The sequence below is a fragment of the Pantoea sp. VS1 genome, from assembly GCF_002207995.1.
GTDB classification, from domain to species: Bacteria; Pseudomonadota; Gammaproteobacteria; order Enterobacterales; family Enterobacteriaceae; genus Pantoea; species Pantoea dispersa.
This window is the reverse complement of sequence record NZ_NHZE01000004.1, coordinates 113053-139828: the sequence shown is the minus strand read 5'-3', so window position 1 is coordinate 139828 and position 26776 is coordinate 113053. Positions and strand designations below refer to the sequence as shown.

The following is a 26776-nucleotide window of genomic DNA, read 5'->3' as shown; positions in this document are numbered from 1 at the left end:
ATCAGCAGTAGCCTTACTTCAGCGCTGCCAGTGCCGCTTCATAGTTCGGCTCTTCGGTGATTTCATTCACCAGCTCGCTGTACAGCACCTTGTCGTTCTCATCCAGCACCACCACCGCGCGGGCGGTCAGGCCTTTCAGCGGGCCATCGGCAATCGCGACGCCGTAATTTTCAATAAATTCTGCACCGCGCAGTGTAGACAGGGTCACTACGTTGTTGACGTTTTCGGCGCCGCAGAAGCGCGACTGCGCAAACGGCAGGTCGGCAGAGATGCACAGCACCACGGTGTTGTCAGCTTCGCCAGAACGCTCGTTGAATTTGCGCACCGACGCGGCACACACGCCGGTATCAATGCTTGGGAAAATGTTCAGAACTTTGCGTTTGCCTGCATACTGAGAAAGGGACACATCACTGAGATCTTTCGCTACCAGGTTGAACGGTTTTGCCTGCTCGCCAGCCTGCGGGAAGTGGCCGGCAACCGGCACCGGATTGCCCTGAAAGTGAACATTCTGCGACATACAATTTCCTTTTAACGATGAAAAATCTGGCGTTAACCCCACCAGAACAGGTATAGCGTTTGTTTATGACATAAATTTTAAGGGTTTACGAGCCTAATTCAACGTGGAGCTGCACCAGCACGTTATGACGTCATGGATTTGAGGAGTCAGTATGAGAACAGTGAAAAGTTATCCGGAAGCCTGGCCGCTGCACTCGCCGTTTGTGATTTCGCGCGGCAGCCGCACCGAGGCGCACGTGGTGGTGGTGGAGATTGAGCAGGATGGCCTCAAAGGGATTGGCGAGGCCACGCCCTATGCGCGCTATGGCGAAAGTGAAGCTTCGGTGCTGCAGCAGATTGCTTCACAGCTCGGTGCGTTACAAAACGGCATGACGCGGGCAGCGCTGCAACAGGCGTTGCCGGCCGGTGCCGCGCGTAACGCGATTGATTGCGCGCTGTGGGATCTGGAGCGCCAGCAGCAGCGCACCAGCCTGGCGGCGCTGTGTGAAGCGGTGCCGGCACAGGAGATCGTTACGGCGCATACCGTCAGCATTGATACGCCAGAAGCGATGGCCAGCAGCGCGCTGGCGCTGTGGCAGCACGGCGCGCGCCTGCTGAAAATTAAGCTGGATAACCATCTGATCAGCGAACGGCTGGTGGCGATCCGCAGTGCGGTGCCGGACGCCACGCTGATCGTCGATGCCAATGAGTCCTGGCAGGCTGAAGGGCTGGCGGCGCGCTGCCAGCTGCTGGCGGATTTGCAGGTGGCGATGCTGGAGCAGCCGCTGCCTGCCGCGCAGGATGCGGCGCTGGCCCATTTTATCCATCCGCTACCGATCTGTGCGGATGAGAGCTGCCACACGCGCGACAGTCTGGCAGCCCTGCACGGGCGCTACGACATGGTGAATATCAAACTGGATAAAACCGGTGGGCTGACCGAAGCGCTGGCGCTGGCCACGGCCGCGCGCGCGCAGGGATTTGCCATCATGCTGGGCTGTATGTTGTGTACCTCACGCGCCATTCGCGCCGCGCTACCGTTAACGCCGCAGGCCACGTTTGCTGACCTCGACGGTCCAACGTGGCTGGCGGCCGATGTGGAACCGTCGCTGCACTTCTCGCACGGCGTGCTTAAGACGACGGCTGCCAGCGCAGCAGGTTGATCATCGCATCGAGATACACCTCGGTGGCTTCGTCCACCGAGATGGCCGGCATTTCGGCGGTGATGCAGGGCAGCCTGAGATCGGCGCACCAGCTGCCAAACGAGCCCGGCGTGGCGTAGCCGACGCTGCTCACCACCGGCAGACCGGTTTGTTCCGCCAGCCAGCTGGCCAGCGGGCTATGGTGCGGATCGTCAATACAGGCCAGCGGTTCGTGCCAGGAGACGACCCAGCGCGGCCGGATACGATGAATCAGCTGGCACAGTGCGGCGGTTTCCGGCTCTGACGCCGGTGCGTTTCCGGTTGAGAGCAGCACATCGCGCGCGTCGGCCACGCTGTTCCAGCGATAGACCGTATCGCCCGCTTGCCAGTTGGCGGCAGGGAAGTTGCGGTTGAGATCAACACCGTTGACATTGGCGCGCAGCCCGAGCTGGCAGCCATCCGGATTGACCGCCAGAATCACATGATGACGCCGCAGCGTGTCCGGCAGCGTGCGCATGGCGGCGGAGAGCGTGGCCACCGCCGCGTTTTCATCGCCGTGGGTGCCGGCGATAATCAGTCCGCTGTCCTCGTCAGCCGCCGGTGCCGGAAACCACAGCAGCGGCGCACCCAGCACCGAATGTCCATACTGTTGCCAGACGGCGTCCAGCTTACCGCGCAGCGGGCGCGGGTGGTGTGTCGACATAACCTTCCTCTCTGTCATGCATCGCGTTCAGCCGCAAAAATTGTGAGCTGCAATCCAGCCTCAACATAACGGTAAACAGCAGACGGGGAAATAGCTATTTATCAATCAGCGATTTGCGATAAAGTGCGAAAAGTTGCTGGCGACGCATTGGTTTGGCCGTCGCCCTTTTTTCGGGTCAAGGAGTCGTGATGAAACTAACTTTCCGCACCACGCTGGCCGCGCTCATCATCAGCAGCGCTCTCTCATCCGCCTATGCCGCCAGTGTGCCAGCCGGGGCGCAACTGGCCAGCAGCCAGGAAATCGTCCGCCATATTAAAGATGAACCGGCCTCGCTTGATCCGCTCAAAGCGGTCGGCCTGCCGGAGATTCAGGTGCTGCGCGATCTGTTTGAAGGGCTGACCAGCCAGGACGCGCAGGGCAAAATCGTACCGGGCGTTGCACAGAGCTGGAGCAGCAATGACAACAAAACCTGGCTGTTCACGCTGCGCAAAGATGCGCGCTGGTCCAGCGGTGAACCGGTGACCGCACAGGATTTTGTCTATAGCTGGCAACGTCTGGTCGATCCCAAAAATAGCTCGCCTTTCGCCTGGTTTGCTGCGCTGAGCGGCATTGAGAATGCTGAAGCCATCACCAAAGGGCAGATGAGCCCGGACAAACTTGGCGTTGTGGCGACCGATGAGACGCATCTTAAGGTGACGCTGTCACGTCCGCTACCGTGGTTCCCCAGCATGGTGGCTAACGTGGCGATGTTCCCGGTGCCGCAAAAGGTCATCGCGCAAAACGGCGATGGCTGGACTGCGCCGGGTAAACTGGTGGGCAACGGCGCTTATCAATTGCAGGAGCGCGTAGTTAACGAAAAGATTGTGCTGGTGCGTAACCCGCACTACTGGGATAACGCCCATTCGGTACTGACGAAAGTGACCTTTATTCCCATCAATGAAGAATCCAGCGCCACCAAGCGTTACCGCGCCGGGGATATCGATATCACGGAATCCTTCCCAAAAAATATGTACGGCCTGTTGAAAAAAGAGCTGCCGGGTCAGGTGTATACGTCGGATCAGCTTGGCACCTACTATTACGCATTTAATACGCAGAAAGGGCCGACGGCGGATGTGCGGGTGCGTAAGGCGCTGTCATGGAGCATTGACCGCCGCATTATCGCGGAAAAAGTGCTGGGCACCGGTGAGAAACCGGCATGGCACTTCACACCGGACGTCACCGCCGGCTTCACGCCGCAGCAGAGCTATCTGCAGCAGCACAGCCAGCAGGAACTGAATGCGCAGGCCAAAGCCCTGCTGACCGCCGCCGGTTACGGCCCGGCTAAACCGCTGCACCTGACGCTGCTGTATAACACCTCTGAAAGTCACCAGAAGATTGCGATTGCGGTGGCCTCGATGTGGAAAAAGAATCTCGGCGTTGACGTGACATTGCAGAACCAGGAGTGGAAAACCTATATCGACAGCCGCAACAGCGGTAATTTCGATGTGATCCGCGCTTCCTGGGTGGGCGATTACAATGAGCCATCGACCTTCCTCAGTCTGCTGACCGCCAGCCACAGCGGCAATATTTCCCGCTTCAGTAACGCGGAATATGATGCGGTGTTGAGTAAAGCCAGCAATGAAACCAGCGTGGCGGCGCGCAATGCCGATTACAACAAAGCCGAGCAGATCATCGCTGACCAGGCGCCGATTGCGCCGATCTACCAGTACACCAATGGGCGGCTGATCAAGCCGTGGGTTAAGGGCTATCCCATCACCAATCCGGAAGATGTTGCCTACAGCCGGGAATTGTGGATTGAGAAGCACTGACGCTGAACCGCCACGGAGGGCGGTGAACGACCCGGTTGCGCTGTCATTTTTACTCACACCCTGGTAATTGCAACTGTCCCGCGCCGCGCTAGACTGTATCGTATTGTTTTTGCTAGTGAGGCGAGTACGTGAACGTCATTGAAGGAAAAGCGCTGCAGGTGTCGGATGCGATTGTCGCCTGCCAGTTCGACGGCAAGGGTGGCGTTATCGCCATTGAAGATAAAGATGTCATCAACTGCGAGCGTCACTGCTGGCTGCATCTGAACTACACCCAGCGGCAAAGCGCCGACTGGTTGCAGCACACGCCGCTTATTCCTGATGCGGTGCGGGATGCGCTGGCCGGTGACAGCATGCGACCGCGCGTGACGCGTCTCGGTGACGGCTTTATGATCGTGCTGCGCAGCGTGAATCATAACGCCGATTCGCGCCCGGACCAGCTGGTGGCGATGCGCGTATTTATCAATGACAAGCTGATTGTTTCTACCCGCCGTCGCAAAGTGTATGCCATTGATGAAGTGCTGACCGATCTGCAAAACGGCAACGGCCCGGTGGACGGCGGCAGCTGGCTGGTGGACGTCTGCGATGCGCTCACCGATCACGCCAGCGAATTCATTGAAGAGATGCACGATAAAATTATCGCGCTGGAAGATGCGCTGATGGACCAGCAGGTCCCGGCGCGCGGTGAACTGGCGCTGCTGCGCAAACAGCTGATCGTCATGCGCCGCTATATGGCGCCGCAGCGTGATGTCTATGCGCGGCTGGCAAGCGAGAAACTGCCGTGGATGAGCGATGACGATCGCCGCCGCATGCAGGATGTCGCGGACCGGCTGGGGCGCGGGCTGGATGACCTCAATGCGGGCGTGGCGCGTACCGGCATTCTGGCGGATGAAGTAGCCTCGCTGCTGGCGGAATCCATGAACCGGCGCACTTACACCATGTCGCTGATGGCGATGATTTTCCTGCCCGCCACGTTTCTCACCGGGCTGTTTGGCGTCAATCTCGGTGGCATTCCCGGTGGCAGCTGGCCGCACGGCTTTACCATGTTCTGCGGGTTGTTACTGGTGATGGTGCTGGGGGTCGCGCTGTGGCTGAAACGCCGCAACTGGCTGTGATGTTATCAGGGGGTTATCTGCAGGTCATGAACGGGTAATTGTGGCGGTGCAGGGGAGAAAAGCGGAAAAAACCTGATCGACATCAATAAGCGCATAGCCCAACCGGGGCAAACTCTCTCCCGCAGGTGAATGCAACGTCAAGCGATGGGCGTTGCGCTCCATATTGTCTTACTTCCTTTTTTTGAATTACTGCATAGCACATTTGATTCGTACGACGCCGGCTTATCCGCCGGCTTTTTTTTTGCCGTTTGGCTTGCTGCCGCATCCTTTCCTATGCTTAACAGACATTCAGCGAACAGGAGAACGGCATGCGCATGATTCACGCCAGCGAACCTATCCCGACCGATCCGCCACCGATTCCCGAACCCGTGCCGCAACCGCAGCCGATCCCCGAGCCTGAGCCGCCGCACGATCCTGAATTTCCGCCGATTAGCGATCCTCCGCCGCACCGCTAATAAAAAAGGCGCGTTGCCGGAGCGACGCGCCTCTATGCTGCAAAGTCACCGCGTTATTTAATTTCCAGCACGTCGAGGCGAGCGCTCAGGTCCGGCTGATCGTCCTCGTCAGCCTGCCAGCCGACTGGCTGCGCTGGCAGCGATTCGCGATCGAAACCAATGTCCCCGCCGTCAACCACCGCATCACCATGCTTAATGCCTTTAAAATCAAACAGATTAATATCAGCCATATGCGATGGCACGATATTCTGCATGGCGCTGAACATGGTTTCAATGCGGCCCGGATAGCGCTTGTCCCAGTCACGCAGCATATCGGCAACCACCTGGCGCTGCAGGTTCGGCTGTGAACCACACAGGTTGCATGGAATGATAGGGTACTGGCGTGCTTCGGCAAACCGTACGATATCTTTTTCGCGGCAGTAGGCCAGCGGGCGAATCACGATATGTTTACCGTCGTCACTCATCAGTTTTGGCGGCATGCCTTTCATCTTGCCGCCGTAAAACATGTTGAGGAACAGCGTCTGCAGGATGTCATCGCGGTGGTGACCTAAGGCAATCTTGGTGCAGCCCAGTTCAGTGGCGGTACGGTAAAGAATACCGCGACGCAGGCGTGAACAGAGCGAGCAGGTGGTTTTGCCTTCCGGAATTTTTTCTTTAACGATGGAGTAAGTGTCTTCGTTGACGATCTGATACTCCACGCCCAGCGTGTCGAGGTAAGCCGGCAGCACGTGTGCCGGGAATCCCGGCTGTTTCTGGTCAAGATTCACCGCCACCAGCGAAAAATTGACCGGCGCGCTCTGCTGCAGGTTACGCAGAATTTCCAGCATAGTGTAGCTGTCTTTACCGCCGGACAGGCACACCATGATGCGATCGCCTTCCTCAATCATGTTGAAATCCGCAATCGCTTCACCGACGTTACGGCGCAGGCGCTTCTGCAGTTTGTTCAGGTTGTACTGCTCTTTTTTATTAACTTCTTGATGTTCAGACATGAGTTTCGGTCTCGGTGATCGCTGGTCAGCTGCGGATGTCGCGTTGATGCGGCCCTGGTCAGGCCTGCATTAACCGTGTCCGCGCACGCTGCGGGTCGCTGCGCTGGCCTTTATGGGTGCCGGCTGACCGCAGTCAGCAGGAAAAGTCTGTGGCGTATGGTACGGATTACAGCGCCAAATTCCAGCACGATTTATGGGTTTGCCGGTGATGCGCTCTTTGCGCCGCGCGATCGCGGTCAGAGACCTGTTGCGCTATTAACAATTTTTAGTTTGTCGCGGATTTGGCAAGCGGTACACTGCCTGCTTCCCCAGGGAGGAATAAGCGATGAAAAATGTTGTGTTAAGCATGCTGGCGAAGATTTCACAAATTGATGCCACCACCAAGCAGTTGACCGCGCGCGTTGAGGCTCAGTCGCTGCTGATCGGTGCGCTGGTACTGGCCGTCAGTAAGAAAGGCGGTGTAACTGAAGTTATTGAAAGCGCCAACAAAGCCATCAACATGGTGATTGAGTCAGCCGAGGCTGACGATATGCTTAAGTCGGACGCCGCTATTCTGCTGAGCGAGTTTCAGGATCTGTTGACGATTTCGCGTGCGGTTGACAGCGCCGATGATGTCATCAACCAGCAGGCGCTGGAAGGTATTACCGGTGTGAGCAGCGCCGGCGATGACGACAAAAAGGATCCGTCCTAATCGCGCTGCGCCGCAGTCGGCTACCATTGCGCACATTTTGCCAGCGGTAACTGCATGTTTATTGATCTGGGTAAAGATTTCTTCTCACTGCGCTGACAGGATGGATTCAGCGCTTTTTTTAGTTTTTAAAGGTGAGGAGAGGAACAATGCAAACGTACGATATGGTGTTTGAGGAGGCGTGCCGGCTGGTGGGGCAATGCTATCTGGAACTGGCGCAGCGCGGTGCCGCTACCGAAAAAGAGGTGCTGGCCAGCGAGTTGCGTAACCTGCAACTGCGCTATCGGGAATTAACCGGCGCGCCCAATCGCGCCGTTGAAATGGCGATTGGACAACTCAAACCCTGCTAACCCAGCCGCCCGGCCTTCAGCGCCGGGCTTTTGTCTTCCCTCCACTGCAGCGATTAACCTGCTAGCGCCAGCGCAGTCAAACCATTTCCAGCGACTGCACGCCTTTGATTTCCATCACTTTGTCATAAATGCTGTGCATAGGAAATCTGCGTGACAATGTCACCTCAACACTCAGCTCGCACAGGCCGCTTTCTTCGTTACGATTGACTACAGCGATGTGGCCATAGCGCAAATTTTCGCGCTGCAGTACCAGCAACACCAGCGGTACGCTTTTGGCCTTAAGATGGACGATGAGGGTGTGATGGCGGCCAATCAGCCAGTGGCTGATACGGCGGAACGTTTCCAGCACCACCAGCGCCAGCACCGTGCCGTAAATACCGATTTCATACATGCCGCTACCGATCACCAGGCCAATCGCGGCGGTCACCCACAGGCCGGCGGCGGTCGTCAGGCCTTTCACAATCTGCTTTTGAATGATGATGGTGCCAGCGCCAAGGAAGCCCATGCCGCTGACCACCTGCGCCGCAATACGGCTGGGATCCAGCGCCACATGGTCGTTAGTCAGCATATCGGCAAAGCCATATTTTGACACCAGCATGAACATGGCGCTGCCAATACCGACCAGAATGTGGGTGCGCAGGCCCGCTTCTTTAGCGCGCATCTGGCGCTCCAGGCCAATCAGTCCGCCCAGTATTCCGGCTAACGCGATGCGGATGAGCATGTCGGCTAACATCCTTCCTCCTTATTGATTGATGTTTTGTATGAACAGGCAGAGAAAGAGGGAAAACGCTGCAATCAGGATAATTCTGCTTGCCAATGGCGATATTAAATTTTGTAAAAAGCTGTGTCGCCTATCGATCGCGCACCGCTGCTGACATATGCTGGTGCGACTTTTCCGCTCACACACCCGGAGCCCGACCGATGAAAGCCGCAACTTTACTGCTGGCCGGCGCAGCGCTGTTACTCTCTGCCTGCAGCAGCAACAGCGACAATGAACCGCCGCAACAGGCCACCGCCGCGCACGTGCAGCCGCACGTTGTGATGTCGTCCATGGCAGAAGCCAACTGCAACAGCGCAGGCGGCACGCTGGCGTTCTCGCGTCAGTTAGACGGTTCACGCATCGGGATGTGTCAGCTGGCTAACGGTCGTCGCTGCGACGAACAGGCGCTGATCGGCGGTGCCTGCGCCCGCTAACGCAGGCGCAGAACCTTACGCCTTAACCTGATTCGAACAGGTTTCCCCGCGTGCCAGCTGCTGTAAATTACTGAGTGTGGTTTCTGAAATCGCCGTCAGCGCTTCGGCGGTGAGAAAGGCCTGATGGCCGGTAAACAACACGTTGTGACAGGCCGACAGGCGGCGGAACACGTCGTCCTGAATCACGTCATTCGACTTGTCTTCAAAAAACAGGTCGCGTTCGTTCTCATACACGTCCATGCCGAGCGAGCCGATTTTCTGCTGTTTTAGCGCCTCAATCGCCGCCTGTGAATCAATCAGCCCACCGCGGCTGGTATTGATAATCATCACGCCATCTTTCATCTGGCTGAACGCCTGCGCGTTGAGCAGATGGTGGTTTTCCGGCGTCAGCGGACAGTGCAGGGTGATGACATCGGACTCCGCCAGCAGCGTTTTCAAATCAACATATTCCGCCCCGAGCGCCAGCGCGGCGTCACTTGGGTACGGATCGTACGCCAGCAGACGCATGCCAAAACCTTTCAGGATGCGCATCGTCGCCACACCAATCTTGCCGGTGCCGACCACGCCAGCGGTTTTGTTATGCATGTTGAAACCGGTCAGGCCGTCCAGCGAGAAGTTGGCATCGCGCGTGCGCTGGTAAGCGCGGTGAATACGGCGGTTGAGCGTCATCATCAGACCTACCGCGTGTTCCGCTACCGCTTCCGGCGAGTAAGCGGGCACGCGCACCACCTGCAGTCCCAGCGCGGCTGCGGCGTCGAGGTCGACGTTATTGAAACCAGCACAGCGCAGCGCGATATATTTCACGCCCAGCGCCGCCAGCTCCGCCAGCACCGCTTTGCTCCCGTCATCGTTAACGAAGATACAGACCGCGTCACAGCCAGCGGCGTTTTTCGCCGTGGTTTCGCTCAGCAGGAAGTCAAAAAACTGCAGCTCAAATCCGTAGCCTTCGTTAACGTGCTCGAGGTATTTCTGGTCGTAATGCTTGGTGCTGTAAACCGCAACTTTCATTGTTTCGCTCCTGAAAAATGCTACGTCGGTATCACATCAGGATAACGTTTTCCGCGTCATTTTGCTGTTCTTCAGCCAGACTAAAGCGGTAACGCCTTCATTTGCCGGGCGTAACATGCCATCATCTCTGTCAGGATTGGGTAAAGAACAGGAACGTTAACAGCCATGACGCGGGGCCTCCGTCGACTACTTGCTGCGCTACTGGCGCTGATACTGCTGCTGCTGGGATTGCTGCTGACGCTGACGCACTGGCTGCCGCGGCTGGCGGGTATCTGGCTGCCGGAAAATACCCGCGTCGAGCTACACGGCGCGCCGCACTGGCAGCAGGGCCGGCTGGTATTTCCTGATGTGCGCTATCTGGCCGGTGACTGCCTGCTGGCGCAGGTCGCGGACGTGGGGCTTGGCCGGACGCAACAGCGCTGGCAGCTTGATGCGCGCGAGGTGGCGCTAAACAGCGATTGCCTGCAGGCGCTGCCGCACAGTGCCACGCGCGATGCGCCGCGCAGCCTCGCAGAGTGGCAGCAGATGCTGCCCGGCGCGGATATCCATCTGCAACAGCTCAGTATTTTGCCATGGCAGCAATATGCCGGCCGCTTCGATCTGACCTTAGACAAAGACCTTCAGCAACTGCGTTATCAGGGCGACAACCTGCGCATCGCCGCGCGCCTGCAGGGGCAGCAGCTGCACATTGATCAGCTGCAGCTCAGCCATCCCATACTGCCGCAACCGGTCGAACTGCATGGCAATTTGACGCTGCCAACGTTTGCCGATGGCCTGCCGGTGGCGGGTGAGCTCAGCGGTGCGCTTAACCTGACGCAGTGGCCGCAGCCGCTGGCGCTGACGCTCAACTGGCAGCAGCAGCAGGGCGAACTGGTGGTGCGCCAGCAACAGGAACCACAGCCGTTGTTGCAGCTGCCGTGGCAGGTCGATGCGCAGCAAATCCGCATCACTGCCGGTCACTGGCGCTGGCCGTTCGGGTCGCAGCCGCTGTCGGGCGGCGTGGCGCTGACGCTGGATGACTGGCAGCAGGGGCTGGAACAGACGCAGATCCGCGGCCGCTTCAATTTACTGACCGCCGGTCGCGGCGGGAAAGGCAACCTGGTACTGAGCGTTGGGCCGGGCAAGCTGAGCCTGACTGACAGCGCACTGCCGTTCCAGTTAACCGGCGAAAGCAAGTTTGCCGACCTGCAGCTGTACGGCACCATTCCCGGACAATTACATGGCATGCTCAGCGATCCGCAGCTCAGCCTGCAGCCTGGCGCACTGCTGCGCCTGCGCGGACGCTTACTCTCGACGCTGGAAGTGGATGAAGCGCGCTGGCCGCTGGCCGGCGTCAGCGTGGCCTCGCGCGGCATCAACGGCCGGTTACAGGCGATTCTCAACGCGCACGACCCCAGTTTCGGCCGCTTCAGGCTGCATCTCGACGGCCGCGCCAGCGACTTCTGGCCAGACAGCGGACGCTGGAACTGGCGTTACTGGGGCGAAGGCGTGATGGCGCCGCTTAGCGCCAAATGGGATGTGAAGGGCACCGGCAGCTGGCACGACACCCTGATCAGCCTCGATACGCTGAACACCGGGTTTGATCAGCTGGCGTACGGCATGGTGCAGGTGGATAAGCCGCGCCTGACGCTGACCGCGCCGGTGCGCTGGCTGCGCGATGTGGCACAGCCAGCGTTTAACGGCGGGTTTGCGCTGCGTTCCGGCCAGACCCGCTTCAGCTACGGTGGCTGGCTGCCGCCGTCCGAACTGCGTTTCGATGCCAAAGGCCGCGATCCAGGGCATTTTCTGTGGCGCGGTCAGCTCACCGCTGAAGACATCGGACCGCTGCGAGTGCATGGCCGCTGGGACGGCGAGCGGCTGCGCGGCGAAGCCTGGTGGCCGGCGCAGTCGCTTAGCGTATTTCAGCCGCTGCTGAGCAGCGATCTGAAGATGCGTATCCAGTCTGGCGAGCTGCGCGCGCAGATGGCCTTTTCCGCCGCCAGCGGCCAGGGGTTTGAGGCGGGCGGTTTCTGGGCGGTGAAACAGGGCAGCGTATGGATGCCGGACAGCGAAATCAACGGCATCGATTTTACCCTGCCGTTCCGCCTGAAAGATCATCAGTGGCAGCTGGGGCGCCGCGGGCCGGTGTCGCTGCGCATCGCCGAAGTGAAAAACCAGTTTGCGCTGCAGAACATTACCGCGGATCTGCAGGGCCACTATCCGTGGCAGGAGCGCCAGCCGCTGACGCTCAGCAACGTCAATCTCGATCTGCTCGGCGGGCACGTCAGCATGCCAGCATTGCGTTTACCGCAGCATCAGCCGGCGCGGATTTCGCTGCGTGACATTGATCTCAGCCGGCTGGTGACGGCGCTCAAGCCGAAGCAGTTTGCCATGTCCGGTAAAGTGAATGGCGAATTGCCGCTGTGGGTGAACAATCCGCACTGGCTGATTGAAAAGGGCTGGATCGCCAACAGTGGCCCGCTGACGTTCCGCATGGACAAAGACATGGCGGATGCGATTGTCAGCAATAACGTGGCCGCCGGGGCGGCGATGGACTGGCTGCGCTACATGGAGATTGCCCGTTCGTGGGCGACGCTGGATCTGGATAACTTCGGTAACCTGATTCTGCAAAGCGAGGTGAAAGGCACCAGCCAGTTCAGTAACCGCCGCCAGTCCGTCAATCTTAATTACCGTCATCAGGAAAACCTGTTCGAGCTGTGGCGCAGCCTGCGCTTTGGCGATAATTTGCAATCCTGGGTGGAGCAAAACGCCACCCTGCCATCCAACAAGGACCCGAAACCATGAGCCTGAGGGCATTACTGGTGCTGACAGCGGGACTGCCGCTGCTGGGCTGTGTGCCGCGCATCGAAGTCGCCGCACCCAAAGAGCCAATCACCATCAACATGAACGTAAAAATCGAACATGAAATCCACATCAAGGTGGATAAAGACGTCGAAGCGCTGCTGAAGAATCAGAGCGGACTGTTTTGAGGAGAGGCCCGATGAAACGCAAGGGGATAGCGCTGTTGCTGGCGTTTTTGCTGGTGCCGTCGGCCTGGGCGCTGACGCTGGATCAGGCGCGCCAGCAGGGGCGTGTGGGCGAAACGCTGAGCGGTTACATCGCCGCTCGTCAGCAGGATGACGAGACGCTGGCGCTGGTTAAGCGCATCAATGACGGCCGCAGCCAGCAGTATCAGCGCGTGGCGCAGCAGAACAATCTCACCACCGCCGAGGTGGCGCGCATCGCCGGTGAGAAGCTGGTTAACCGTGCCGGCAGCGGCGAATATGTGCGCGGGATTAATGGCCAGTGGGTGCAGAAATAGCCGCTTCCACGATTGCGCAGGCATAAAAAAGCCGGGCACTCAGGCCCGGCAAGACAGATAGCATCGTTTTAATGATGATTACGCAGCAACAATCTGTTTGATGGCGTCTTTGGCATCGCTGGCGGCTTTGGTTGCCACTTCCGGACCGTAGGCAATGCCTTCGGCGAACACGAAGTCAACGTCGGTGATGCCGATGAAGCCGAGGAACAGTTTCACGTACGGGGTCAGCAGATCAGTCGGGGTGTCTTTGTGAATGCCGCCACGGCTGGAGAGGATCACCGCACGTTTGCCTTTCACCAGACCTTCCGGGCCTGCTTCGGTGTAGCGGAAGGTGACGCCGGCACGGGCAATCAGGTCAAAGTAGTTTTTCAACTGAGTAGGAATGTTGAAGTTGTACATCGGAGCGGCGATAACCACGGTATCGTGCGCCTGCAGTTCAGCAATCAGTTCATCGGACAGGGCCAGCGCGTCCTGCTGACGTGGCGACAGCGGCGCGTCTGAAGGACGCAGGGCGCCAACCAGTTCACCGTCCAGTACCGGAATCGGCTGGGCAGCCAGATCGCGTACCGTGACTTCGTCGCCTTTGGCGCGGGCTTCATCAGCGTAGAAGTCTGCCAGCTGGTTAGACTGTGAATAACCGGCAAGGATGCTTGATTTCAGAACTAAAACTTTGCTCATGGTATTTTCCTGTACGTTACGCGGTTGGCTTACCGCTCAATGCGTTACACTCTACGGAGTTCGTCCGGCAGGTAAAAGCGCAATATTTCGAGGCCTATGTTCGAAATTATTGAATAAGGTGGCACGTCCGGTCAGGTGAGATGTTCCAATCTGTGCTAAGATGGCGGGCATTAATCGATTGAATCCGCCGGAAAATTCTGCCCGGCGCCGAGCCGTAAGTGCCGGCTCACTGCAACAACAGGTAATTCATCACTATGTCATCATCCGTTACGTCACCTCTGGCCCCCCTCTGGTCGCGGCTCGATAACCTGATGCTGCGCGACCGCAAAGCGCTGCAGCGTCGTCTGCACGGGGCGGCAAAAGTGAAAAATCCCGCGGCGCAGCAGGAAATTATGGCTGAGCTGGAGCCGGTGTTCGCCGCGGCAGAACAGCGCGTGGCGCAGCGCGCCGCCGCGACGCCGCGCATTACGTTTCCGGTCAATCTGCCGGTCAGCCAGAAGCAGCAGGACATCGCCGACGCGATTCGCGATCATCAGGTAGTGATTGTCGCCGGTGAGACCGGCTCAGGTAAAACCACCCAGCTGCCAAAGATCTGTCTGGCGCTCGGGCGCGGTGTGAAAGGGCTGATTGGGCATACGCAGCCGCGTCGTCTGGCGGCACGCACCGTGGCGAACCGCATTGCCGAAGAGCTGGAAACCACGCCCGGCGGCACCGTCGGTTACAAGGTGCGGTTTAACGATCAGGTCAGCGAAACCACTCAGGTCAAACTGATGACCGACGGTATTCTGCTGGCGGAAATTCAGCAGGATCGTCTGCTGCTGCAGTATGACACCATCATCATCGATGAAGCGCATGAACGCAGTCTGAACATCGATTTCCTGCTGGGTTACCTGCGCGAACTGCTGCCGCGTCGTCCCGATCTGAAAGTGATCATCACCTCCGCGACCATCGATCCGCAGCGCTTTTCGCGCCACTTCAATAATGCCCCGGTAATCGAGGTTTCGGGCCGCACGTATCCGGTCGATGTACGCTATCGTCCGGTGGTAGAAGATGCCGAGGACACCGAGCGCGATCAGCTGCAGGCAATCTTTGATGCGGTTGACGAACTGAGCAGCGAAGGGCGCGGCGATATCCTGATCTTCATGAGCGGCGAGCGCGAAATTCGCGATACCGCCGATGCACTGATGAAGCGCGATTTACCGCACACCGAGATTCTGCCGCTCTATGCGCGCCTGTCCAACGCCGAACAGAACCGGGTGTTCCAGGCGCACAGTGGCCGCCGCATTGTGCTGGCGACCAACGTCGCCGAGACCTCGCTCACCGTGCCGGGCATTAAATATGTCATCGATCCCGGCACTGCGCGCATCAGCCGTTACAGCTACCGCACCAAAGTGCAGCGACTGCCGATCGAGCCGATCTCGCAGGCGTCGGCTAACCAGCGTAAAGGGCGCTGCGGCCGCGTGTCGGAAGGGATCTGTATCCGCCTCTATTCGGAGGATGATTTCCTCAGCCGCCCGGCGTTTACGGACCCGGAAATTCTGCGTACCAACCTGGCGTCGGTGATTTTGCAGATGACGGCGCTTGGACTGGGCGACATCGCCGCATTCCCGTTCGTTGAAGCGCCGGATAAGCGCAACATTCAGGACGGCGTGCGCCTGCTGGAGGAGCTCGGCGCGATTACCCTGAGCGAGGAAGGTGCGTACAAACTGACGCCGTCCGGGCGCAGTCTGGCACAGTTGCCGGTCGATCCGCGGCTGGCGCGCATGGTGCTGGAAGCGCAGAAATTTGGCTGCGTGCGCGAAGTGATGATTATTGCCGCTGCGCTGTCGATTCAGGATCCGCGCGAGCGTCCGGTGGAGAAACAGCAGGCATCTGACGAGAAACACCGGCGTTTTGCCGACAAAGAGTCAGACTTTCTCGCTTTTGTCAATCTGTGGAACTACCTGCAGGAACAGCAGAAAGCGCTGTCCGGCAACCAGTTCCGCCGCCAGTGTAAAAGCGATTATCTCAATTACCTGCGCGTGCGCGAATGGCAGGACATCTACACCCAGCTGCGTCAGGTGGTGCGGGAACTGGGTATGCCGCTCAACAGCGAGCCGGCACCATACCGCGAAGTGCACTGCGCGCTGCTCACCGGTCTACTGTCACACATCGGTCAGAAAGATGCGGAAAAGCAGGAGTTTACCGGCGCACGCAACGCGCGGTTTGCTATTTTCCCCGGTTCCGGGCTGTTTAAGAAGCCGCCAAAATGGACCGTGGTGGCGGAACTGGTGGAAACCAGTCGCCTGTGGGGCCGCGTTGCGGCGCGCATCGACCCGGAGTGGATCGAACCGCTGGCCCAGCATCTGCTGAAGCGCAGCTACAGTGAACCACACTGGGAGAAAGCGCAGGGCGCAGTCATGGCCACCGAGAAAGTTACGCTGTACGGGCTGCCGATTGTGCAGGCGCGTAAGGTCAATTACAGCCGCATCGATCCGCAACTCAGCCGGGAGCTGTTTATCCGTCATGCGCTGGTGGAGGGCGACTGGCAGACGCGTCACGCCTTCTTCCGAAACAACCTGAAACTGCGCAATGAAATCGAGGATCTGGAGCACAAATCGCGGCGGCGCGACATTTTAGTCGATGACGAGACGCTGTTTGCGTTTTACGATCGCCGCATTGGCAGCGAGGTGGTCTCAGCGCGGCACTTTGACAGCTGGTGGAAACAGGCCAGTAAGGACAATCCGGACCTGCTGAGCTTTGATAAGCAGATGCTGATCAAAGACGGGGCGGAGAAGGTCAGCCAGCTGGATTACCCGAACTTCTGGTATCAGGGCAACCTGAAACTGAAGCTCAGCTATCAGTTCGAACCGGGGGCCGATGCGGATGGCGTGACGGTGCACATCCCGCTGCCGCTGCTCAACCAGGTCGACGAAGCCGGTTTCGAGTGGCAGATCCCCGGCGTGCGCCGCGAGCTGATCATCGCGCTAATCAAGTCGCTGCCCAAGCCGGTGCGACGCAACTTTGTGCCGGCACCCAATTACGCCGAAGCCTTTCTTCGCCGCGTGACGGCGCTGGAGCAGCCGCTGCTGGATGCGCTGGAGCGTGAGTTCCGCCGCATGTCTGGCGTCACCATTGAGCGCGACGCCTGGCAGTGGGATCAGGTGCCCGATCACCTGAAAATGACCTTCCGCGTGGTGGATGAGCACAACCGGAAGCTGCAGGAAGGCAAAGACCTGCATCAGCTGAAGCAGGTGCTGAAGGGCAAGGTACAGGAAACGCTGTCCAACGTGGCGGATGACGGGCTGGAACAGCGCGGGCTGCATCTGTGGAGCTTCGGCGATCTGCCGCAAAGCTACGAGCAGAAGCGCGGCAATTATCAGGTCAAAGCCTGGCCGGCGCTGGTGGATGAAAAAGACAGCGTCGCGATTCGCCTGTTTGACAGTGAACGCGAGCAGCAGAAGATGATGTGGCGTGGCCAGCGGCGGTTATTGCTGCTGAACATTCCTTCGCCGATCAAGTATCTGCACGAGAAGCTGCCAAACAAAGCCAAGCTCGGACTCTATTTCAATCCGTACGGCAAAGTACTGGAGCTGATTGATGACTGTATCGCCTGCGGCGTGGATAAGCTGATGGCGGACGCCGGTGGGCCGGCTTGGCAGCAGGAAAACTTCGAGCAGCTGCGCGATAAAGTACGCGCTGAACTGAACGACACGGTGGTGACCATCGCCAGCCAGGTCGAGCAGATTCTTACCAGCGTGTTCAACATCAACAAGTTCCTCAAGGGGCGGGTGGACATGACGCTGGCACTGGCGCTGGCGGATATCAAAACGCAGCTGAGCGGCCTGGTGTATCGCGGTTTTGTCACCGGCAACGGCTATCAGCGGCTGGGTGACACACTGCGCTATCTGCACGGTATTGAGCGCCGGCTGGAGAAGCTGCCGGTCGATCCGCACAGCGATCGGGCGCGGATGCTGAAAGTGCAGGCGGTAGAGCAGGCGTGGCAAAGCTGGCGTAACAAGCTGCCGCCGCAGCGTCAGGACGATGAAGAGGTACAGGCGATTCGCTGGATGCTGGAGGAGCTGCGCATCAGTTATTTTGCGCAGCAGCTGGGCACGCCGTATCCCATCTCCGACAAACGTATTCTGCAGGCGATGGAGCAGCTGGGCTGACTTATTGCGCCAGCGCTTCCAGCTTGTCTTTAAAGGATGTAACGGCAATGGCGCGGTTATCGGCGCGATAGCGATCGGCCGGTGCCGGTGCCGAGCTCTGTACCGCAATCAGCTGCCACTCGCCGTCGCGCTTCAGCAGCAGCGGTGAACCGCTGTCGCCCGGCAGGGTGTCGCACTGGTGCGACAGCACGGCACGCTGCGCCCAGCCGGTGATCAGGCAATCGCTGTGCGAGTAGAGCGTATCCAGATGGTCAGCGGGATAACCGGCCTGTGTTACTTTGCGGTCGGTGGTTTTCAGCGCGGCGGTTAAATCGCTGCGCGAACCGTCAAACAGCGGAATCGGCACGATACCGGATGGCGGATTGTGCAGAATCACCAGGCCGTAATCGTAAGGCGCCGCGTCTGGCGGCACGATCCAGCCTTCACCATCCGCCTGCAGACGCCGCGCCAGCGAAGGCTCCACGCGCGCGTCAATATCATGAATTTCGTAACGCCAGCCTTTGGCACCCGCCATAAAGCGCAGCGCGACCGGCTTGTCGAATTTGCCCGGGGGCGTCAGTAAGCAGTGTCCGGCCGTCAGCGCCAGATGGGCCGAAATCAACGTGGCACTGCACAGATTGCCGCTTTCCGTCTCTAACTGACCAATGGCATCCCACGGCGCCGCACTGACGTCGGTAATGGCTTTACGATGATCTTTGCCGAAGAACAGGGTCTTAATCTCTTCCGGGCTGGGGCCGTCTTCATCATCGGCATGTGCTGTGAGGTTAAAGCTAAAAAGACCTACAAATAACAGGATAGCCAGGCGCATAGTTCTCTCAATGGCGAGAATAAATAGAGGTTATGGTCATCACGCTTGAGCGATAACTATAGTCGGTGAGCGGTAAAAAAGGGAGAAATATTGGAGTAATCAGCACGCTACAACGACTAGATAAAAAAGCTGGCCGCAATAATGCCGCACAGAATCATGACAATCAGGATAATTTCGAAGCGATAGCGACGCACCATTTTTCGCTACTCCAGTAAATAAACACCCGGCAGAACCGGGTGTTTTCAATCATTAATGCGGTGTTGGCGCGCAAGGCAACCTTATTTAGCAGCTTTTTTCGCTTTGTGGTGCTTTTTAGCAGCCTGAGCTTTCTGAGCAGCAGGTTTGGTTACTTTTTTGTGGTGCTTTTTAGCCGCCTGAGCTTTCTGTGCAGCTGGCTTGGTGGCTTTGTGGTGTTTTTTAGCAGCCTGGGCTTTCTGAGCAGCTGGCTTGGTGGCTTTCTTGTGGTGCTTTTTAGCGGCCTGGGCTTTCTGAGCAGCTGGTTTGGTGGCTTTCTTGTGGTGCTTTTTAGCCGCCTGCGCTTTCTGAGCCGCTGGTGCTTTCTTCTCTACTTTCTTGTGCTTTTTGGCAGCCTGCGCTTTCTGAGCAGCAGCTTTTTTGTGGTGAACAGCTTTGTGCTTAGCCGGTGCAGCGGTAGTTGCAGCAGCAGCAGGAGCAGCAGTTGTTGTCTCAGCAGCGAAGGCTACAGAAGACAGACCCATAGCAGCGGCGATCACCAGCGCAAATAATTTTTTCATTGCAAAACCCTCGAACTATTTTTTCATGTGTAGCCCACTGCGGGGCCGGTGAATGCACTATATGTAAAACAATTCGCGCCTTCAGTGAGGGAATGGTATCGGCGTGTAACGGATTGTACAAAGCAGGAAAACCGGGCAGGGCGGGGATAAGTGCGGATCACTCTCCGCGCAAAAAACGGCGGCCGGGCAGGCCGCCGCACGAATCAGGCAGAGAGATAACGCTGTTCCAGATGCTGACGGAAATAGTGTGGATTGAGCGCCTCGCCAGTGGCATTGATCAGCAGCTGCTGCGTCGGGAAGCGGCTGCCGTGCTGCCAGATGTTCTGCTGCAGCCAGTCAAACACCGGTTGCAGTTCGCCCTGCTGAATCAATTCGTCCACCTGCGGAATGGCGCGTTTTACCGCCTGGAACAGCTGAGCGGCGTACATCGCGCCCAGCGTGTAGGTCGGGAAGTAGCCGAAGGCGCCGTCGGTCCAGTGAATATCCTGCATACAGCCGTCGCGGTAGTTGCCGCGCGTATCGATCCCCAGCGACTGCTGCATTTTTTCATCCCACAGCGCCGGAATATCCTCGACCTCAATCTCGCCTTCAATCAGCGCCCGCTCGATTTCGTAACGTAAAATCACGTGGGCCGGATAGCTCAGCTCGTCGGCATCAACGCGAATGAAGCCCGGCTTCACGCGCTGGGTCAGCCGAATAAAGTTGTTGCGTTCCAGCGCCGGCTGGTCGCCCATCAGCGCCACCACCTGGGGATGAATATGCTGCAGGAAGGCGTGACTGCGCCCCAGCTGCATCTCCATAAACAGGCTCTGCGATTCATGCATCGCGGTCGAGCGCGCCAGCGCCACCGGCTGTCCGCGCCACTGCTGTGGCAGATTCTGCTCATAGCGCGCATGGCCGGTTTCGTGGATCACGCCCATCAGCGCGCTGAGAAAATCGTTTTCGTTGTAGCGTGTGGTGATACGCACATCTTCCGGTACGCCGCCGCAGAACGGGTGCGCGCTCACGTCCAGCCGGCCGTGATTAAAATCAAACCCTAACGTCGCCATCACGCTCAGGCCGAGTTGCTTTTGTGATTCGATGGCGAAGGGGCCGACCGGCTGGGCAATCGGCGTTGCCTGCTGGCGGGCTACCGCTTTTTGCAGCAGGTCCGGCAGCCAGCTTTTCAGATCGCCAAAAGTGCTGTCGAGCTGCGCGCTGGTCATGCCGGGCTCAAACACATCCAGCAGCGCATCGTAGCGTGATACGCCGAGCGCATCGGCGCGCAGCTGAGCCTCTTCGCGGCTCAGCTTCACCACTTCTTTCAGGTTAGCGCTGAAGCCCTGCCAGTCATTGGCCGGACGCTGACTGCGCCACGCGTGTTCACAGCGCGAGCCGGCCAGCGATTTGGCTTCCACCAGCGAGGCCGGCAGCAGCGTTGCCTGGCGCCACGCGCGCTGCATTTCGCCCAGATTGGCCTGCTCCACATCGTTCAGCGACTCCTGTCCGGCGGCGTCAAACAGCCCGCCGAGGCGCTTGTCGGTCAGCAGCTCGTGCATAAATACGCTCAGCTCCGCCATCGCTTCTCCACGCGCCTGGCTGCCGCCCGGCGGCATGGTGGTTTGCATATCCACGCCGGCAATCGTGCCCAGATGGCCAAAACGCGCCAGGCGCTGAAAAGTGCGGCTAAGTTCCTGATAAGCTGCAGTCATGTAACAAGCTCCTTATGAAGGTAAGCGCGGCGTCACGTCGCGCAGGGGGAGATCAACCGGCCAGCAGAAGCGCACGCAGGCGCCGCCCAGCGGACTGCTCTCAATCGAGACCTGGCCCTGCAGCGCCTGCGCAATAGAGTGTACAATCGCCAGACCGAGGCCGCAGCCGCCGGTGGCGCGATCGCGGCTGGGATCGAGCCGTACGAAAGGCTCGAATACCCGCTGGCGTTCATCCGGCGGAATGCCCGGACCATCATCTTCAACCTGCAGATTGCCGATGGCGCCGTCAAACCACAGGCTGACACGCAGCCGCTGCTGCGCATAGCGCAGGGCGTTATTCACGAGGTTATCCAGCACCCGCTCCATCAGGCGCGTATCTGCCGCGCCAATGTTTTCCAGCTGCGGAATATCCAGCGTAATGTGCGTCTGCGGGTTCATGGTCTGCACGTCAGCGATGTGCACGCGCAGCCACTGCGCCAGATCGAAAGATTGCAGATTGAGGTCAACGCGCGGCCGGTCGAGGCGCGCATAGGTCAGCAGCTCCTCAATCAGGCTCTCCAGCTGGCCGACGTCACGGTTCAGCGCCGCGGATTCTGCCGCGCTGAGGTTTTCACTCATCTCCAGCCGGTAACGCAGCCGGACCAGCGGCGTGCGCAGCTCGTGCGCGATACCATCAATCAGCTGTTTTTTACTCGCCACCAGCGTATTGATGTTGTCCGCCATCTGGTTGAACGCCACGCCAAGGCTGTGCAGGCTGGAGGTATTTTCAAAATGGGTGCGCACGTCAAGCTCGCCGCGACCAAAGCGCTGAGCCGCTTTCTCCAGCCGCTGCATCTCCTGCCAGTGCGGGCGCAGCCAGATGAACACCGGCAGCGCCAGCGACATGCCAATAAACGCCAGCAGGGCGATATCAAGGATGCGCATCTGGTGCAGATAAAACAGGTAAGGAATCGGTCCGACCGACAGCACATAGTGGCTGCGCGGGATGTGCTGCAGGAAGGTGTACTGATCGTCGAGGGCGACGATCTCACCGGCGCGCAGCCGCTTCATGTCGGCTTCGTCCAGCTGATATTTGCTCATCGGTTCGATGTGCAGCTCAAAGGATAAATCGAGATCGAGGTTGCGGATGGTTTTGTTCCAGTCGCGCGGCGGGATCTCACGCAGTTCGCTGCGCATCAGAAACAGCGAACTGGCCATCAGGTCGTTCATCGACTGGCGCCCGGCGCGCTCGGCGGTGAATTTGTACACCAGACCCACCAGCAGCGTCATCACCAGGAAGCAGACGAACAGCAGCAGATAGAACTGAATGAAGAGCTTTCTCATCAGGAGCGGGTATCCCAGGCCTGCGGCGCGAACAGATAGCCTTTGTTACGGATGGTTTTGATGCGGAACGGCTCGGTGGCGCTGTCGTACAGTTTCTTGCGCAGGCGTGAAATGGCGACGTCGATGCTGCGATCCATACCGTCATAGCTCACGCCGCGCAGGGTTTTCAGCAACGCGTCACGGTCGAGAATTTCTCCGGCGTGGCTCGCCAGCTCCCACAGCAGATCAAAATCGGCGGTCGAAAGGGTGATGGGTTCGTCGAACAGGATCACCTGGCGGTTGAGCGCATCAATGGTGAGCGAACCGAACCGCAGCACCTTTTGCGAGCTCTGCACGGCAGGTGCGGCTTCCGGTTTGGCCACGTGCGCCTGGCGCAGATGCAGGCGCAGCCGCGCCAGCAGCACCGCCGGCGGCGTGGTTTTCAGAATATAGTCATTGGCGCCCATCTCCAGCGCCAGAATGTGGTTCATGTCGCTGTCGAGCGAGGTCAGCAGCACAATCGGGCCCTGCCAGTGCGCACGCAAATCGCGGCACAGCGTCATGCCATCTTTGCCCGGAAGCATGATATCCAGTAATACCAGATCCGGATCGGCGGCGAGAATGGTTGCTTCCGCGCGATCGCCGCGCGTCTCAACCAGCACCTCAATATCGTGGCGGCCAAGATAAGCCGCAATCAGTTCGCCGACTTCCGGCTCATCTTCCACATAGACAATTTTGTTCATAATGCTCTGTCATGGCTGAGAATGTCAGCAGCATAGCTTTTCCTGGTCCTGAGCTCTACGCTACCGCACGAATTATCCTTGTCTTACTGGTATGTACACCGTGAAATGTGCCATTATTACCGGCGCGTTCTGGCGCAAGGTTCGGAATCGTACTGAAAACAGGAGGAGTGCGAGGGTGTCTGATAAAGAGCTGGCTTCAGCCGGATACAGTGACCGCATCTGCTTCAACTACAGTGACTTCCTTTCCGCTTCCTGCAAAAAACGCTGGAGCTTTGTCGATGCCATTTACGGCGTGATGCCAATTTTTGGCATGGTGACGCGCAAGTCCGGGCACAGTTTACAGGCCAGCGACGACCATCTGAAAGAATTAGCATTACAAATCATTTCAACCCAGGTCAGCGACGAAATTAACATCGCCCGACTGATCACCCTGGCCGAACAGCAGCACATCAGCCGCTTCGATATTCAGCTGCCTTATCCGCTGTCCGCTGAGCAGCTTGACGCCATCCATCTGGAATACCGCAAGCCGCTCAATCTGACACAGCAGAATGATCTGCTGTGCGTTTCCATTCCTTTACAACCTCACTGATTAGCGCGTCAGCTGCCACAGCGCGGGCAGTGAGGCGGCAATTAACAGCACGATGGCGATGCGCTCCAGCGCAAACAGCGGTTGATCGCCGCGGCCACCGCGTCGTGCATACAGGAACAGCAGCAGACCCGGCGCGTAAAGCACCACCGACAACAGCAGATGCAGCGGCCCCGAGGCGTACAGCAGCCACAGCCCATAGGCGCTGGCACCGAGACCGGTCAACAGGGCCAGCGGTTTGTGCTGACCGCGTACCACTTTGACCAGATACAGACCGACCAGCAGATAGGGCACGAGGATCATTTCTGAGGCGATAGTCAGCAGCGTGTTGTAATCCGCGCCGGTAACCGCAATCAGAATCAGGCACACCTGCACGCTGCCGTTAGTCAGCCACAGCGACGCCGCCGGCGCGTTATGGCGGTTCTGCCGGGCAATGCTGCGCGGAAACGCGCCCTGCTGCGCGGCGAGGAACGGGACTTCTGCCGCCATAATGGTCCAGCTGAGATAGGCCCCGCATACCGAAATAATCAGGCCAACCGCAATCACCGCATCGCCCCAGTGACCCAGCAGCCGTTCCATCAGACCGGCCATCGACGGATTGCGCATCTGCGCCAGTTCCGCACGCGGCACCACGCCAAGCGACAGCAGCGTCACCAGCAGATAGACCAGCAGCGCGGCCAGCACCGCCAGCAGCGTGGCGCGCCCGACATCTTTCTTGTGGCGCGCGCGGGCAGAAACTACCACCGCGCCCTCCACGCCAATAAATACCCACAGAGTAATCAGCATGGTCTGTTTGACCTGCTGCCACAGCGGCTGGCCGAGCGCCGCGCCGTCAAAGTCAAAACGGAAGCGATCGTAATTAAACGCCAGCAGCGCCAGCACCACGAACAGCAGCAGCGGCACCAGTTTGCCCAGCGTCGCCAGCAGGTTGATGCTGGCCGCCGTCTGTACGCCGCGTAGCACCAGCCAGTGCACCAGCCACAGCAGCACGGAAGCGCCAAGCATCGCCTGCCAGGTGTTGCCATCGCCAAACACGATGCGATCCGGCGTATCGGTAAAGAAGCTCAGCGCTGAAAACACAATCACCAGATACGAGACGTTGGCAATCACCGCGCACAGCCAGTAACCCCATGCCGAGCAGAAGCCGGTCAGCTCGCCGAAGCCGGCGCGCGCGTAGGTGAAGATGCCGCCATCCAGTTCCGGGCGCAGACGCGTCAGCAGCAACATCGCCAGCGACAGAAAGAGGATACCGACACCGGTGATCAGCCAGCCGATCAGCAGCGCCGCCGGACCGGCAACCGCCGCCATATTTTGTGGCAGGCTAAAGACGCCCGCGCCGAGCATCGAGCTGAGCACCAGCGCAGTGAGCGCGCTAAGACCTAATTTTTTATCCAAAACGCCATTCCTGAGCAGCAGAGTGTGCTGGGTAGTAGTTGTTCAGCCAGAGTGTAACGTGGCAATCAGTCCCGTTTAAAACGGAATACCCTGAAAACAGGCGGCAGATTTTACGGAGAGCGAACGGTGAAGGCAATGCAAGACTATGCAGATTTGCACACGGATTATGCAAACGGCAGGGCGACGGGCGCCGCCCTGCGCGGGGATTATTTAAACAGGTCAGCGGTGACGGTCAGGTTGCCGCCGCTCTGGTTCTGCCACTGGCGCGTAATGTGATAATACTTCGCGCCTTTGGCGATGGCGCGTTTGCCCACGGCTTCTGAGATCTCGGTTGGCGTGCCGAAGTGATCGGAGAAGGAGATGGTGTCAAACGGTTGCATCTGTGCGGCCGTGATCGCATTGACTTCCTGCACGCTGCGGCCATCCGGCTGCGTCACAGTATAACGCTGACCGGTAGAGCTTTGGGTTTCAAAGAAACGACCCACGCTGGTGCTTGGCGTATCTGAGGAAGCAACACCAGGGATTGCCACTTTCTTCGCCGCTGCGCCGCCCGCAGCCAGGGCTGCTTTACCGGCTTCTGAATCAGCCGGAATGGAGTCAGACGTATCCTGCACCACGCGCGCTTTGGCATCGGCTTTATACACGTAGGCGGTCACGTACTGGTTGCCACCGTTGTTAGCATCCACCTGACGCACAATAAAGAAGGAGGCCGCGCCTTTGTTTTTCGCCGCTTTGGCGATGGCTTCGTTCACGTCCGGCTGGCTGGAGAAGAAGCCGCTGACGGAGACGGTGTCAAACGGCTCAAGGCGATATGCTTCAGCCTTAGGCAGCTCTTTCACGCCGTTGAACATCCGGTATTGCGTGCTTTGTTCCACTTTCGCTGCATTGGCTTTGTACAGATCGGCGGTAACGCGCCAGTTGCCACCGTTACCGTTGCTGTCGTTGATGCCCTGCACGTAGAAAGAGTCCGCGCCTTTGGCGTCGGCGGCTTTAGACACGGCGTCTGTTGCATCGCCAATTGCATTAAAACGGCCGCTAATATTGATGCGTTCGAATGGTTTTAACGCGGCCGCTTGTTCTGGCGTTAACTCTTTGGCAGCAAACGCATTGGCTGCCAGCAGTGATAACAGGGTCGACGCCAGAATGGTGTTCTTCAGCTTCATAAAAATGATCCTTCGCCTTACGCAAATTGAGTACGAAAACGTGCTGGACTCTTGATGTATAACAGATTAGCCGCTGATTATTGCATGTAATAATCGGCCTGTCTCAGCCAATTTATGCGCATAACATTGACAATCCCAGCATTTTATTCATCGGCCTGTCATCTTTCGCTGTTATGGCTTTTTTTTGGTCAGCTTACCGCTTTAACCGGTATCGCTTAGTACCATAATAGTTAACGCATTGTTAAATATAGGTTTTTAAAAA

At 58.5% G+C, this 26776-nt stretch carries 25 protein-coding genes; 12 read left to right on the top strand and 13 right to left on the bottom strand.

The features are described from left to right. Positions 1–13 precede the first annotated feature (13 nt). Positions 14–517, bottom strand: coding sequence for a thiol peroxidase (gene tpx, locus CBW22_RS01275; protein ID WP_058780606.1), 504 nt, complete (start codon positions 515–517; stop codon positions 14–16). 151 nt (positions 518–668) lie between these two features. Here tpx and ycjG point away from each other — a divergent pair, with 151 nt between their 5' ends. Continuing rightward, positions 669–1655 carry an L-Ala-D/L-Glu epimerase gene (gene ycjG / locus CBW22_RS01270; RefSeq protein ID WP_021506131.1) on the top strand — a complete coding sequence of 329 codons (987 nt, stop codon included), beginning with the start codon at positions 669–671 and terminating at the stop codon, positions 1653–1655. Here the strand turns inward: ycjG and mpaA are convergent. Further along, a complete protein-coding gene (gene mpaA, locus CBW22_RS01265) occupies positions 1624–2337 on the bottom strand; it encodes a murein tripeptide amidase MpaA (RefSeq protein ID WP_088515820.1) in 714 nt (237 codons plus the stop codon). The genes ycjG and mpaA overlap by 32 nt on opposite strands. A gap of 188 nt (positions 2338–2525) precedes the next feature. On the opposite strand from mpaA, the gene CBW22_RS01260 reads away from it, so the two are divergent. The 3 genes from CBW22_RS01260 to CBW22_RS26230 all read left to right on the top strand — a co-directional run bounded on the left by CBW22_RS01260 (position 2526) and on the right by CBW22_RS26230 (position 5712). Then, the gene (locus CBW22_RS01260) at positions 2526–4145 is read left to right on the top strand and encodes a peptide ABC transporter substrate-binding protein (protein ID WP_088515819.1); all 1620 of its coding nucleotides are present in this window, start codon (positions 2526–2528) and stop codon (positions 4143–4145) included. A 128-nt stretch (positions 4146–4273) separates the two neighbouring features. After that, a complete protein-coding gene (gene zntB / locus CBW22_RS01255; RefSeq protein ID WP_021506128.1) occupies positions 4274–5257 on the top strand; it encodes a zinc transporter ZntB in 984 nt (327 codons plus the stop codon). 308 nt (positions 5258–5565) lie between these two features. Then, entirely contained in the window at positions 5566–5712 is a 147-nt protein-coding gene (locus tag CBW22_RS26230) for a hypothetical protein (protein ID WP_021506127.1), read from the top strand. Between the two features lie 53 nt (positions 5713–5765). Here the strand turns inward: CBW22_RS26230 and ttcA are convergent, their stop codons facing one another. Continuing rightward, positions 5766–6701, bottom strand: coding sequence for a tRNA 2-thiocytidine(32) synthetase TtcA (gene ttcA / locus CBW22_RS01245; RefSeq protein WP_021506126.1), 936 nt, complete (start codon positions 6699–6701; stop codon positions 5766–5768). A gap of 325 nt (positions 6702–7026) precedes the next feature. Here ttcA and iraP point away from each other — a divergent pair, with 325 nt between their 5' ends. Continuing rightward, positions 7027–7392, top strand: a complete 366-nt coding sequence (gene iraP / locus CBW22_RS01240) for an anti-adapter protein IraP (RefSeq protein WP_088515818.1) — start codon at positions 7027–7029, stop codon at positions 7390–7392. Positions 7393–7538: 146 nt separating this feature from the next. Then, the gene (locus tag CBW22_RS01235) at positions 7539–7739 is read left to right on the top strand and encodes a DUF2767 family protein (protein WP_010618426.1); all 201 of its coding nucleotides are present in this window, start codon (positions 7539–7541) and stop codon (positions 7737–7739) included. A 76-nt stretch (positions 7740–7815) separates the two neighbouring features. On the opposite strand, the gene CBW22_RS01230 is transcribed toward CBW22_RS01235, so the two are convergent. Further along, the gene (locus CBW22_RS01230; protein ID WP_021506125.1) at positions 7816–8472 is read right to left on the bottom strand and encodes an MgtC/SapB family protein; all 657 of its coding nucleotides are present in this window, start codon (positions 8470–8472) and stop codon (positions 7816–7818) included. Positions 8473–8660: 188 nt separating this feature from the next. On the opposite strand from CBW22_RS01230, the gene CBW22_RS01225 reads away from it, so the two are divergent. Next, entirely contained in the window at positions 8661–8933 is a 273-nt protein-coding gene (locus tag CBW22_RS01225; protein ID WP_021506124.1) for a putative hemolysin, read from the top strand. 15 nt (positions 8934–8948) lie between these two features. Here CBW22_RS01225 and CBW22_RS01220 read toward each other — a convergent pair whose 3' ends face one another. Next, positions 8949–9941: a 2-hydroxyacid dehydrogenase gene (locus tag CBW22_RS01220; protein ID WP_088515817.1), complete on the bottom strand. Its 993-nt coding sequence runs from the start codon at positions 9939–9941 to the stop codon at positions 8949–8951. 165 nt (positions 9942–10106) lie between these two features. Here CBW22_RS01220 and CBW22_RS01215 point away from each other — a divergent pair, with 165 nt between their 5' ends. Genes CBW22_RS01215 through CBW22_RS01205 form a run of 3 tightly spaced genes read left to right on the top strand, consistent with a single transcriptional unit; the run spans position 10107 to position 13242 of the window. After that, positions 10107–12725 carry a YdbH family protein gene (locus CBW22_RS01215; RefSeq protein WP_088515816.1) on the top strand — a complete coding sequence of 873 codons (2619 nt, stop codon included), beginning with the start codon at positions 10107–10109 and terminating at the stop codon, positions 12723–12725. Beyond that, positions 12722–12910 carry a YnbE family lipoprotein gene (locus tag CBW22_RS01210; RefSeq protein WP_010618431.1) on the top strand — a complete coding sequence of 63 codons (189 nt, stop codon included), beginning with the start codon at positions 12722–12724 and terminating at the stop codon, positions 12908–12910. The genes CBW22_RS01215 and CBW22_RS01210 overlap by 4 nt, the downstream gene beginning before the upstream one ends. An 11-nt stretch (positions 12911–12921) precedes the next feature. Then, the gene (locus tag CBW22_RS01205) at positions 12922–13242 is read left to right on the top strand and encodes a YdbL family protein (RefSeq protein WP_021506121.1); all 321 of its coding nucleotides are present in this window, start codon (positions 12922–12924) and stop codon (positions 13240–13242) included. Between the two features lie 78 nt (positions 13243–13320). On the opposite strand, the gene azoR is transcribed toward CBW22_RS01205, so the two are convergent. Next, positions 13321–13920 carry an FMN-dependent NADH-azoreductase gene (gene azoR, locus CBW22_RS01200; protein WP_021506120.1) on the bottom strand — a complete coding sequence of 200 codons (600 nt, stop codon included), beginning with the start codon at positions 13918–13920 and terminating at the stop codon, positions 13321–13323. 254 nt (positions 13921–14174) lie between these two features. On the opposite strand from azoR, the gene hrpA reads away from it, so the two are divergent. Then, entirely contained in the window at positions 14175–18071 is a 3897-nt protein-coding gene (gene hrpA, locus CBW22_RS01195) for an ATP-dependent RNA helicase HrpA (RefSeq protein ID WP_088515815.1), read from the top strand. A 1-nt stretch (position 18072) separates the two neighbouring features. Here the strand turns inward: hrpA and CBW22_RS01190 are convergent, their stop codons facing one another. The 5 genes from CBW22_RS01190 to rstA form a co-directional block, all read right to left on the bottom strand. Continuing rightward, positions 18073–18879 (bottom strand): trypsin-like serine peptidase, encoded by an 807-nt coding sequence (locus CBW22_RS01190; protein WP_021506118.1) that lies wholly within the window; start codon positions 18877–18879, stop codon positions 18073–18075. A 278-nt stretch (positions 18880–19157) separates the two neighbouring features. Then, positions 19158–19634 carry an acid resistance repetitive basic protein Asr gene (gene asr, locus CBW22_RS01185; RefSeq protein WP_071813568.1) on the bottom strand — a complete coding sequence of 159 codons (477 nt, stop codon included), beginning with the start codon at positions 19632–19634 and terminating at the stop codon, positions 19158–19160. A 203-nt stretch (positions 19635–19837) separates the two neighbouring features. After that, on the bottom strand, positions 19838–21325 hold the full coding sequence (locus tag CBW22_RS01180) for a carboxypeptidase M32 (protein ID WP_088515814.1): 1488 nt from the start codon (positions 21323–21325) through the stop codon (positions 19838–19840). A 12-nt stretch (positions 21326–21337) separates the two neighbouring features. Further along, entirely contained in the window at positions 21338–22648 is a 1311-nt protein-coding gene (gene rstB, locus CBW22_RS01175; RefSeq protein ID WP_021506114.1) for a two-component system sensor histidine kinase RstB, read from the bottom strand. Then, positions 22648–23370 carry a two-component system response regulator RstA gene (rstA, locus tag CBW22_RS01170; RefSeq protein WP_021506113.1) on the bottom strand — a complete coding sequence of 241 codons (723 nt, stop codon included), beginning with the start codon at positions 23368–23370 and terminating at the stop codon, positions 22648–22650. Before rstA ends, rstB begins: the two co-directional genes overlap by 1 nt. A 175-nt stretch (positions 23371–23545) precedes the next feature. Between rstA and CBW22_RS01165 the strand changes: the two genes are divergently transcribed. Continuing rightward, positions 23546–23959, top strand: coding sequence for a hypothetical protein (locus tag CBW22_RS01165; RefSeq protein ID WP_021506112.1), 414 nt, complete (start codon positions 23546–23548; stop codon positions 23957–23959). Here CBW22_RS01165 and CBW22_RS01160 read toward each other — a convergent pair whose 3' ends face one another. Further along, positions 23960–25351 carry a basic amino acid/polyamine antiporter gene (locus CBW22_RS01160; protein ID WP_021506111.1) on the bottom strand — a complete coding sequence of 464 codons (1392 nt, stop codon included), beginning with the start codon at positions 25349–25351 and terminating at the stop codon, positions 23960–23962. Between the two features lie 206 nt (positions 25352–25557). Beyond that, positions 25558–26514 carry a DUF1471 family protein YdgH gene (ydgH, locus tag CBW22_RS01155; RefSeq protein ID WP_021506110.1) on the bottom strand — a complete coding sequence of 319 codons (957 nt, stop codon included), beginning with the start codon at positions 26512–26514 and terminating at the stop codon, positions 25558–25560. Between the last annotated feature and the right edge of the window lie 262 nt (positions 26515–26776).

Excerpts from the sequence above, each read along its gene's own strand:
- CBW22_RS01210 (WP_010618431.1), top strand. The coding sequence starts at position 12,722 with ATGAGCCTGAGGGCATTACTGGTGCTGACAGCGGGACTGCCGCTGCTG.
- hrpA (WP_088515815.1), top strand. The coding sequence starts at position 14,175 with ATGTCATCATCCGTTACGTCACCTCTGGCCCCCCTCTGGTCGCGGCTC.
- CBW22_RS01260 (WP_088515819.1), top strand. The coding sequence starts at position 2,526 with ATGAAACTAACTTTCCGCACCACGCTGGCCGCGCTCATCATCAGCAGC.
- CBW22_RS01215 (WP_088515816.1), top strand. The coding sequence starts at position 10,107 with ATGACGCGGGGCCTCCGTCGACTACTTGCTGCGCTACTGGCGCTGATA.
- rstB (WP_021506114.1), bottom strand. The coding sequence starts at position 22,648 with ATGAGAAAGCTCTTCATTCAGTTCTATCTGCTGCTGTTCGTCTGCTTC.
- CBW22_RS01190 (WP_021506118.1), bottom strand. The coding sequence starts at position 18,879 with ATGCGCCTGGCTATCCTGTTATTTGTAGGTCTTTTTAGCTTTAACCTC.
- CBW22_RS01220 (WP_088515817.1), bottom strand. The coding sequence starts at position 9,941 with ATGAAAGTTGCGGTTTACAGCACCAAGCATTACGACCAGAAATACCTC.
- iraP (WP_088515818.1), top strand. The coding sequence starts at position 7,027 with ATGAAAAATGTTGTGTTAAGCATGCTGGCGAAGATTTCACAAATTGAT.
- ttcA (WP_021506126.1), bottom strand. The coding sequence starts at position 6,701 with ATGTCTGAACATCAAGAAGTTAATAAAAAAGAGCAGTACAACCTGAAC.
- mpaA (WP_088515820.1), bottom strand. The coding sequence starts at position 2,337 with ATGTCGACACACCACCCGCGCCCGCTGCGCGGTAAGCTGGACGCCGTC.
- tpx (WP_058780606.1), bottom strand. The coding sequence starts at position 517 with ATGTCGCAGAATGTTCACTTTCAGGGCAATCCGGTGCCGGTTGCCGGC.
- azoR (WP_021506120.1), bottom strand. The coding sequence starts at position 13,920 with ATGAGCAAAGTTTTAGTTCTGAAATCAAGCATCCTTGCCGGTTATTCA.
- CBW22_RS01225 (WP_021506124.1), top strand. The coding sequence starts at position 8,661 with ATGAAAGCCGCAACTTTACTGCTGGCCGGCGCAGCGCTGTTACTCTCT.
- ycjG (WP_021506131.1), top strand. The coding sequence starts at position 669 with ATGAGAACAGTGAAAAGTTATCCGGAAGCCTGGCCGCTGCACTCGCCG.
- CBW22_RS01180 (WP_088515814.1), bottom strand. The coding sequence starts at position 21,325 with ATGACTGCAGCTTATCAGGAACTTAGCCGCACTTTTCAGCGCCTGGCG.
- CBW22_RS01235 (WP_010618426.1), top strand. The coding sequence starts at position 7,539 with ATGCAAACGTACGATATGGTGTTTGAGGAGGCGTGCCGGCTGGTGGGG.
- rstA (WP_021506113.1), bottom strand. The coding sequence starts at position 23,370 with ATGAACAAAATTGTCTATGTGGAAGATGAGCCGGAAGTCGGCGAACTG.
- CBW22_RS01205 (WP_021506121.1), top strand. The coding sequence starts at position 12,922 with ATGAAACGCAAGGGGATAGCGCTGTTGCTGGCGTTTTTGCTGGTGCCG.
- asr (WP_071813568.1), bottom strand. The coding sequence starts at position 19,634 with ATGAAAAAATTATTTGCGCTGGTGATCGCCGCTGCTATGGGTCTGTCT.
- ydgH (WP_021506110.1), bottom strand. The coding sequence starts at position 26,514 with ATGAAGCTGAAGAACACCATTCTGGCGTCGACCCTGTTATCACTGCTG.
- CBW22_RS26230 (WP_021506127.1), top strand. The coding sequence starts at position 5,566 with ATGCGCATGATTCACGCCAGCGAACCTATCCCGACCGATCCGCCACCG.
- CBW22_RS01230 (WP_021506125.1), bottom strand. The coding sequence starts at position 8,472 with ATGTTAGCCGACATGCTCATCCGCATCGCGTTAGCCGGAATACTGGGC.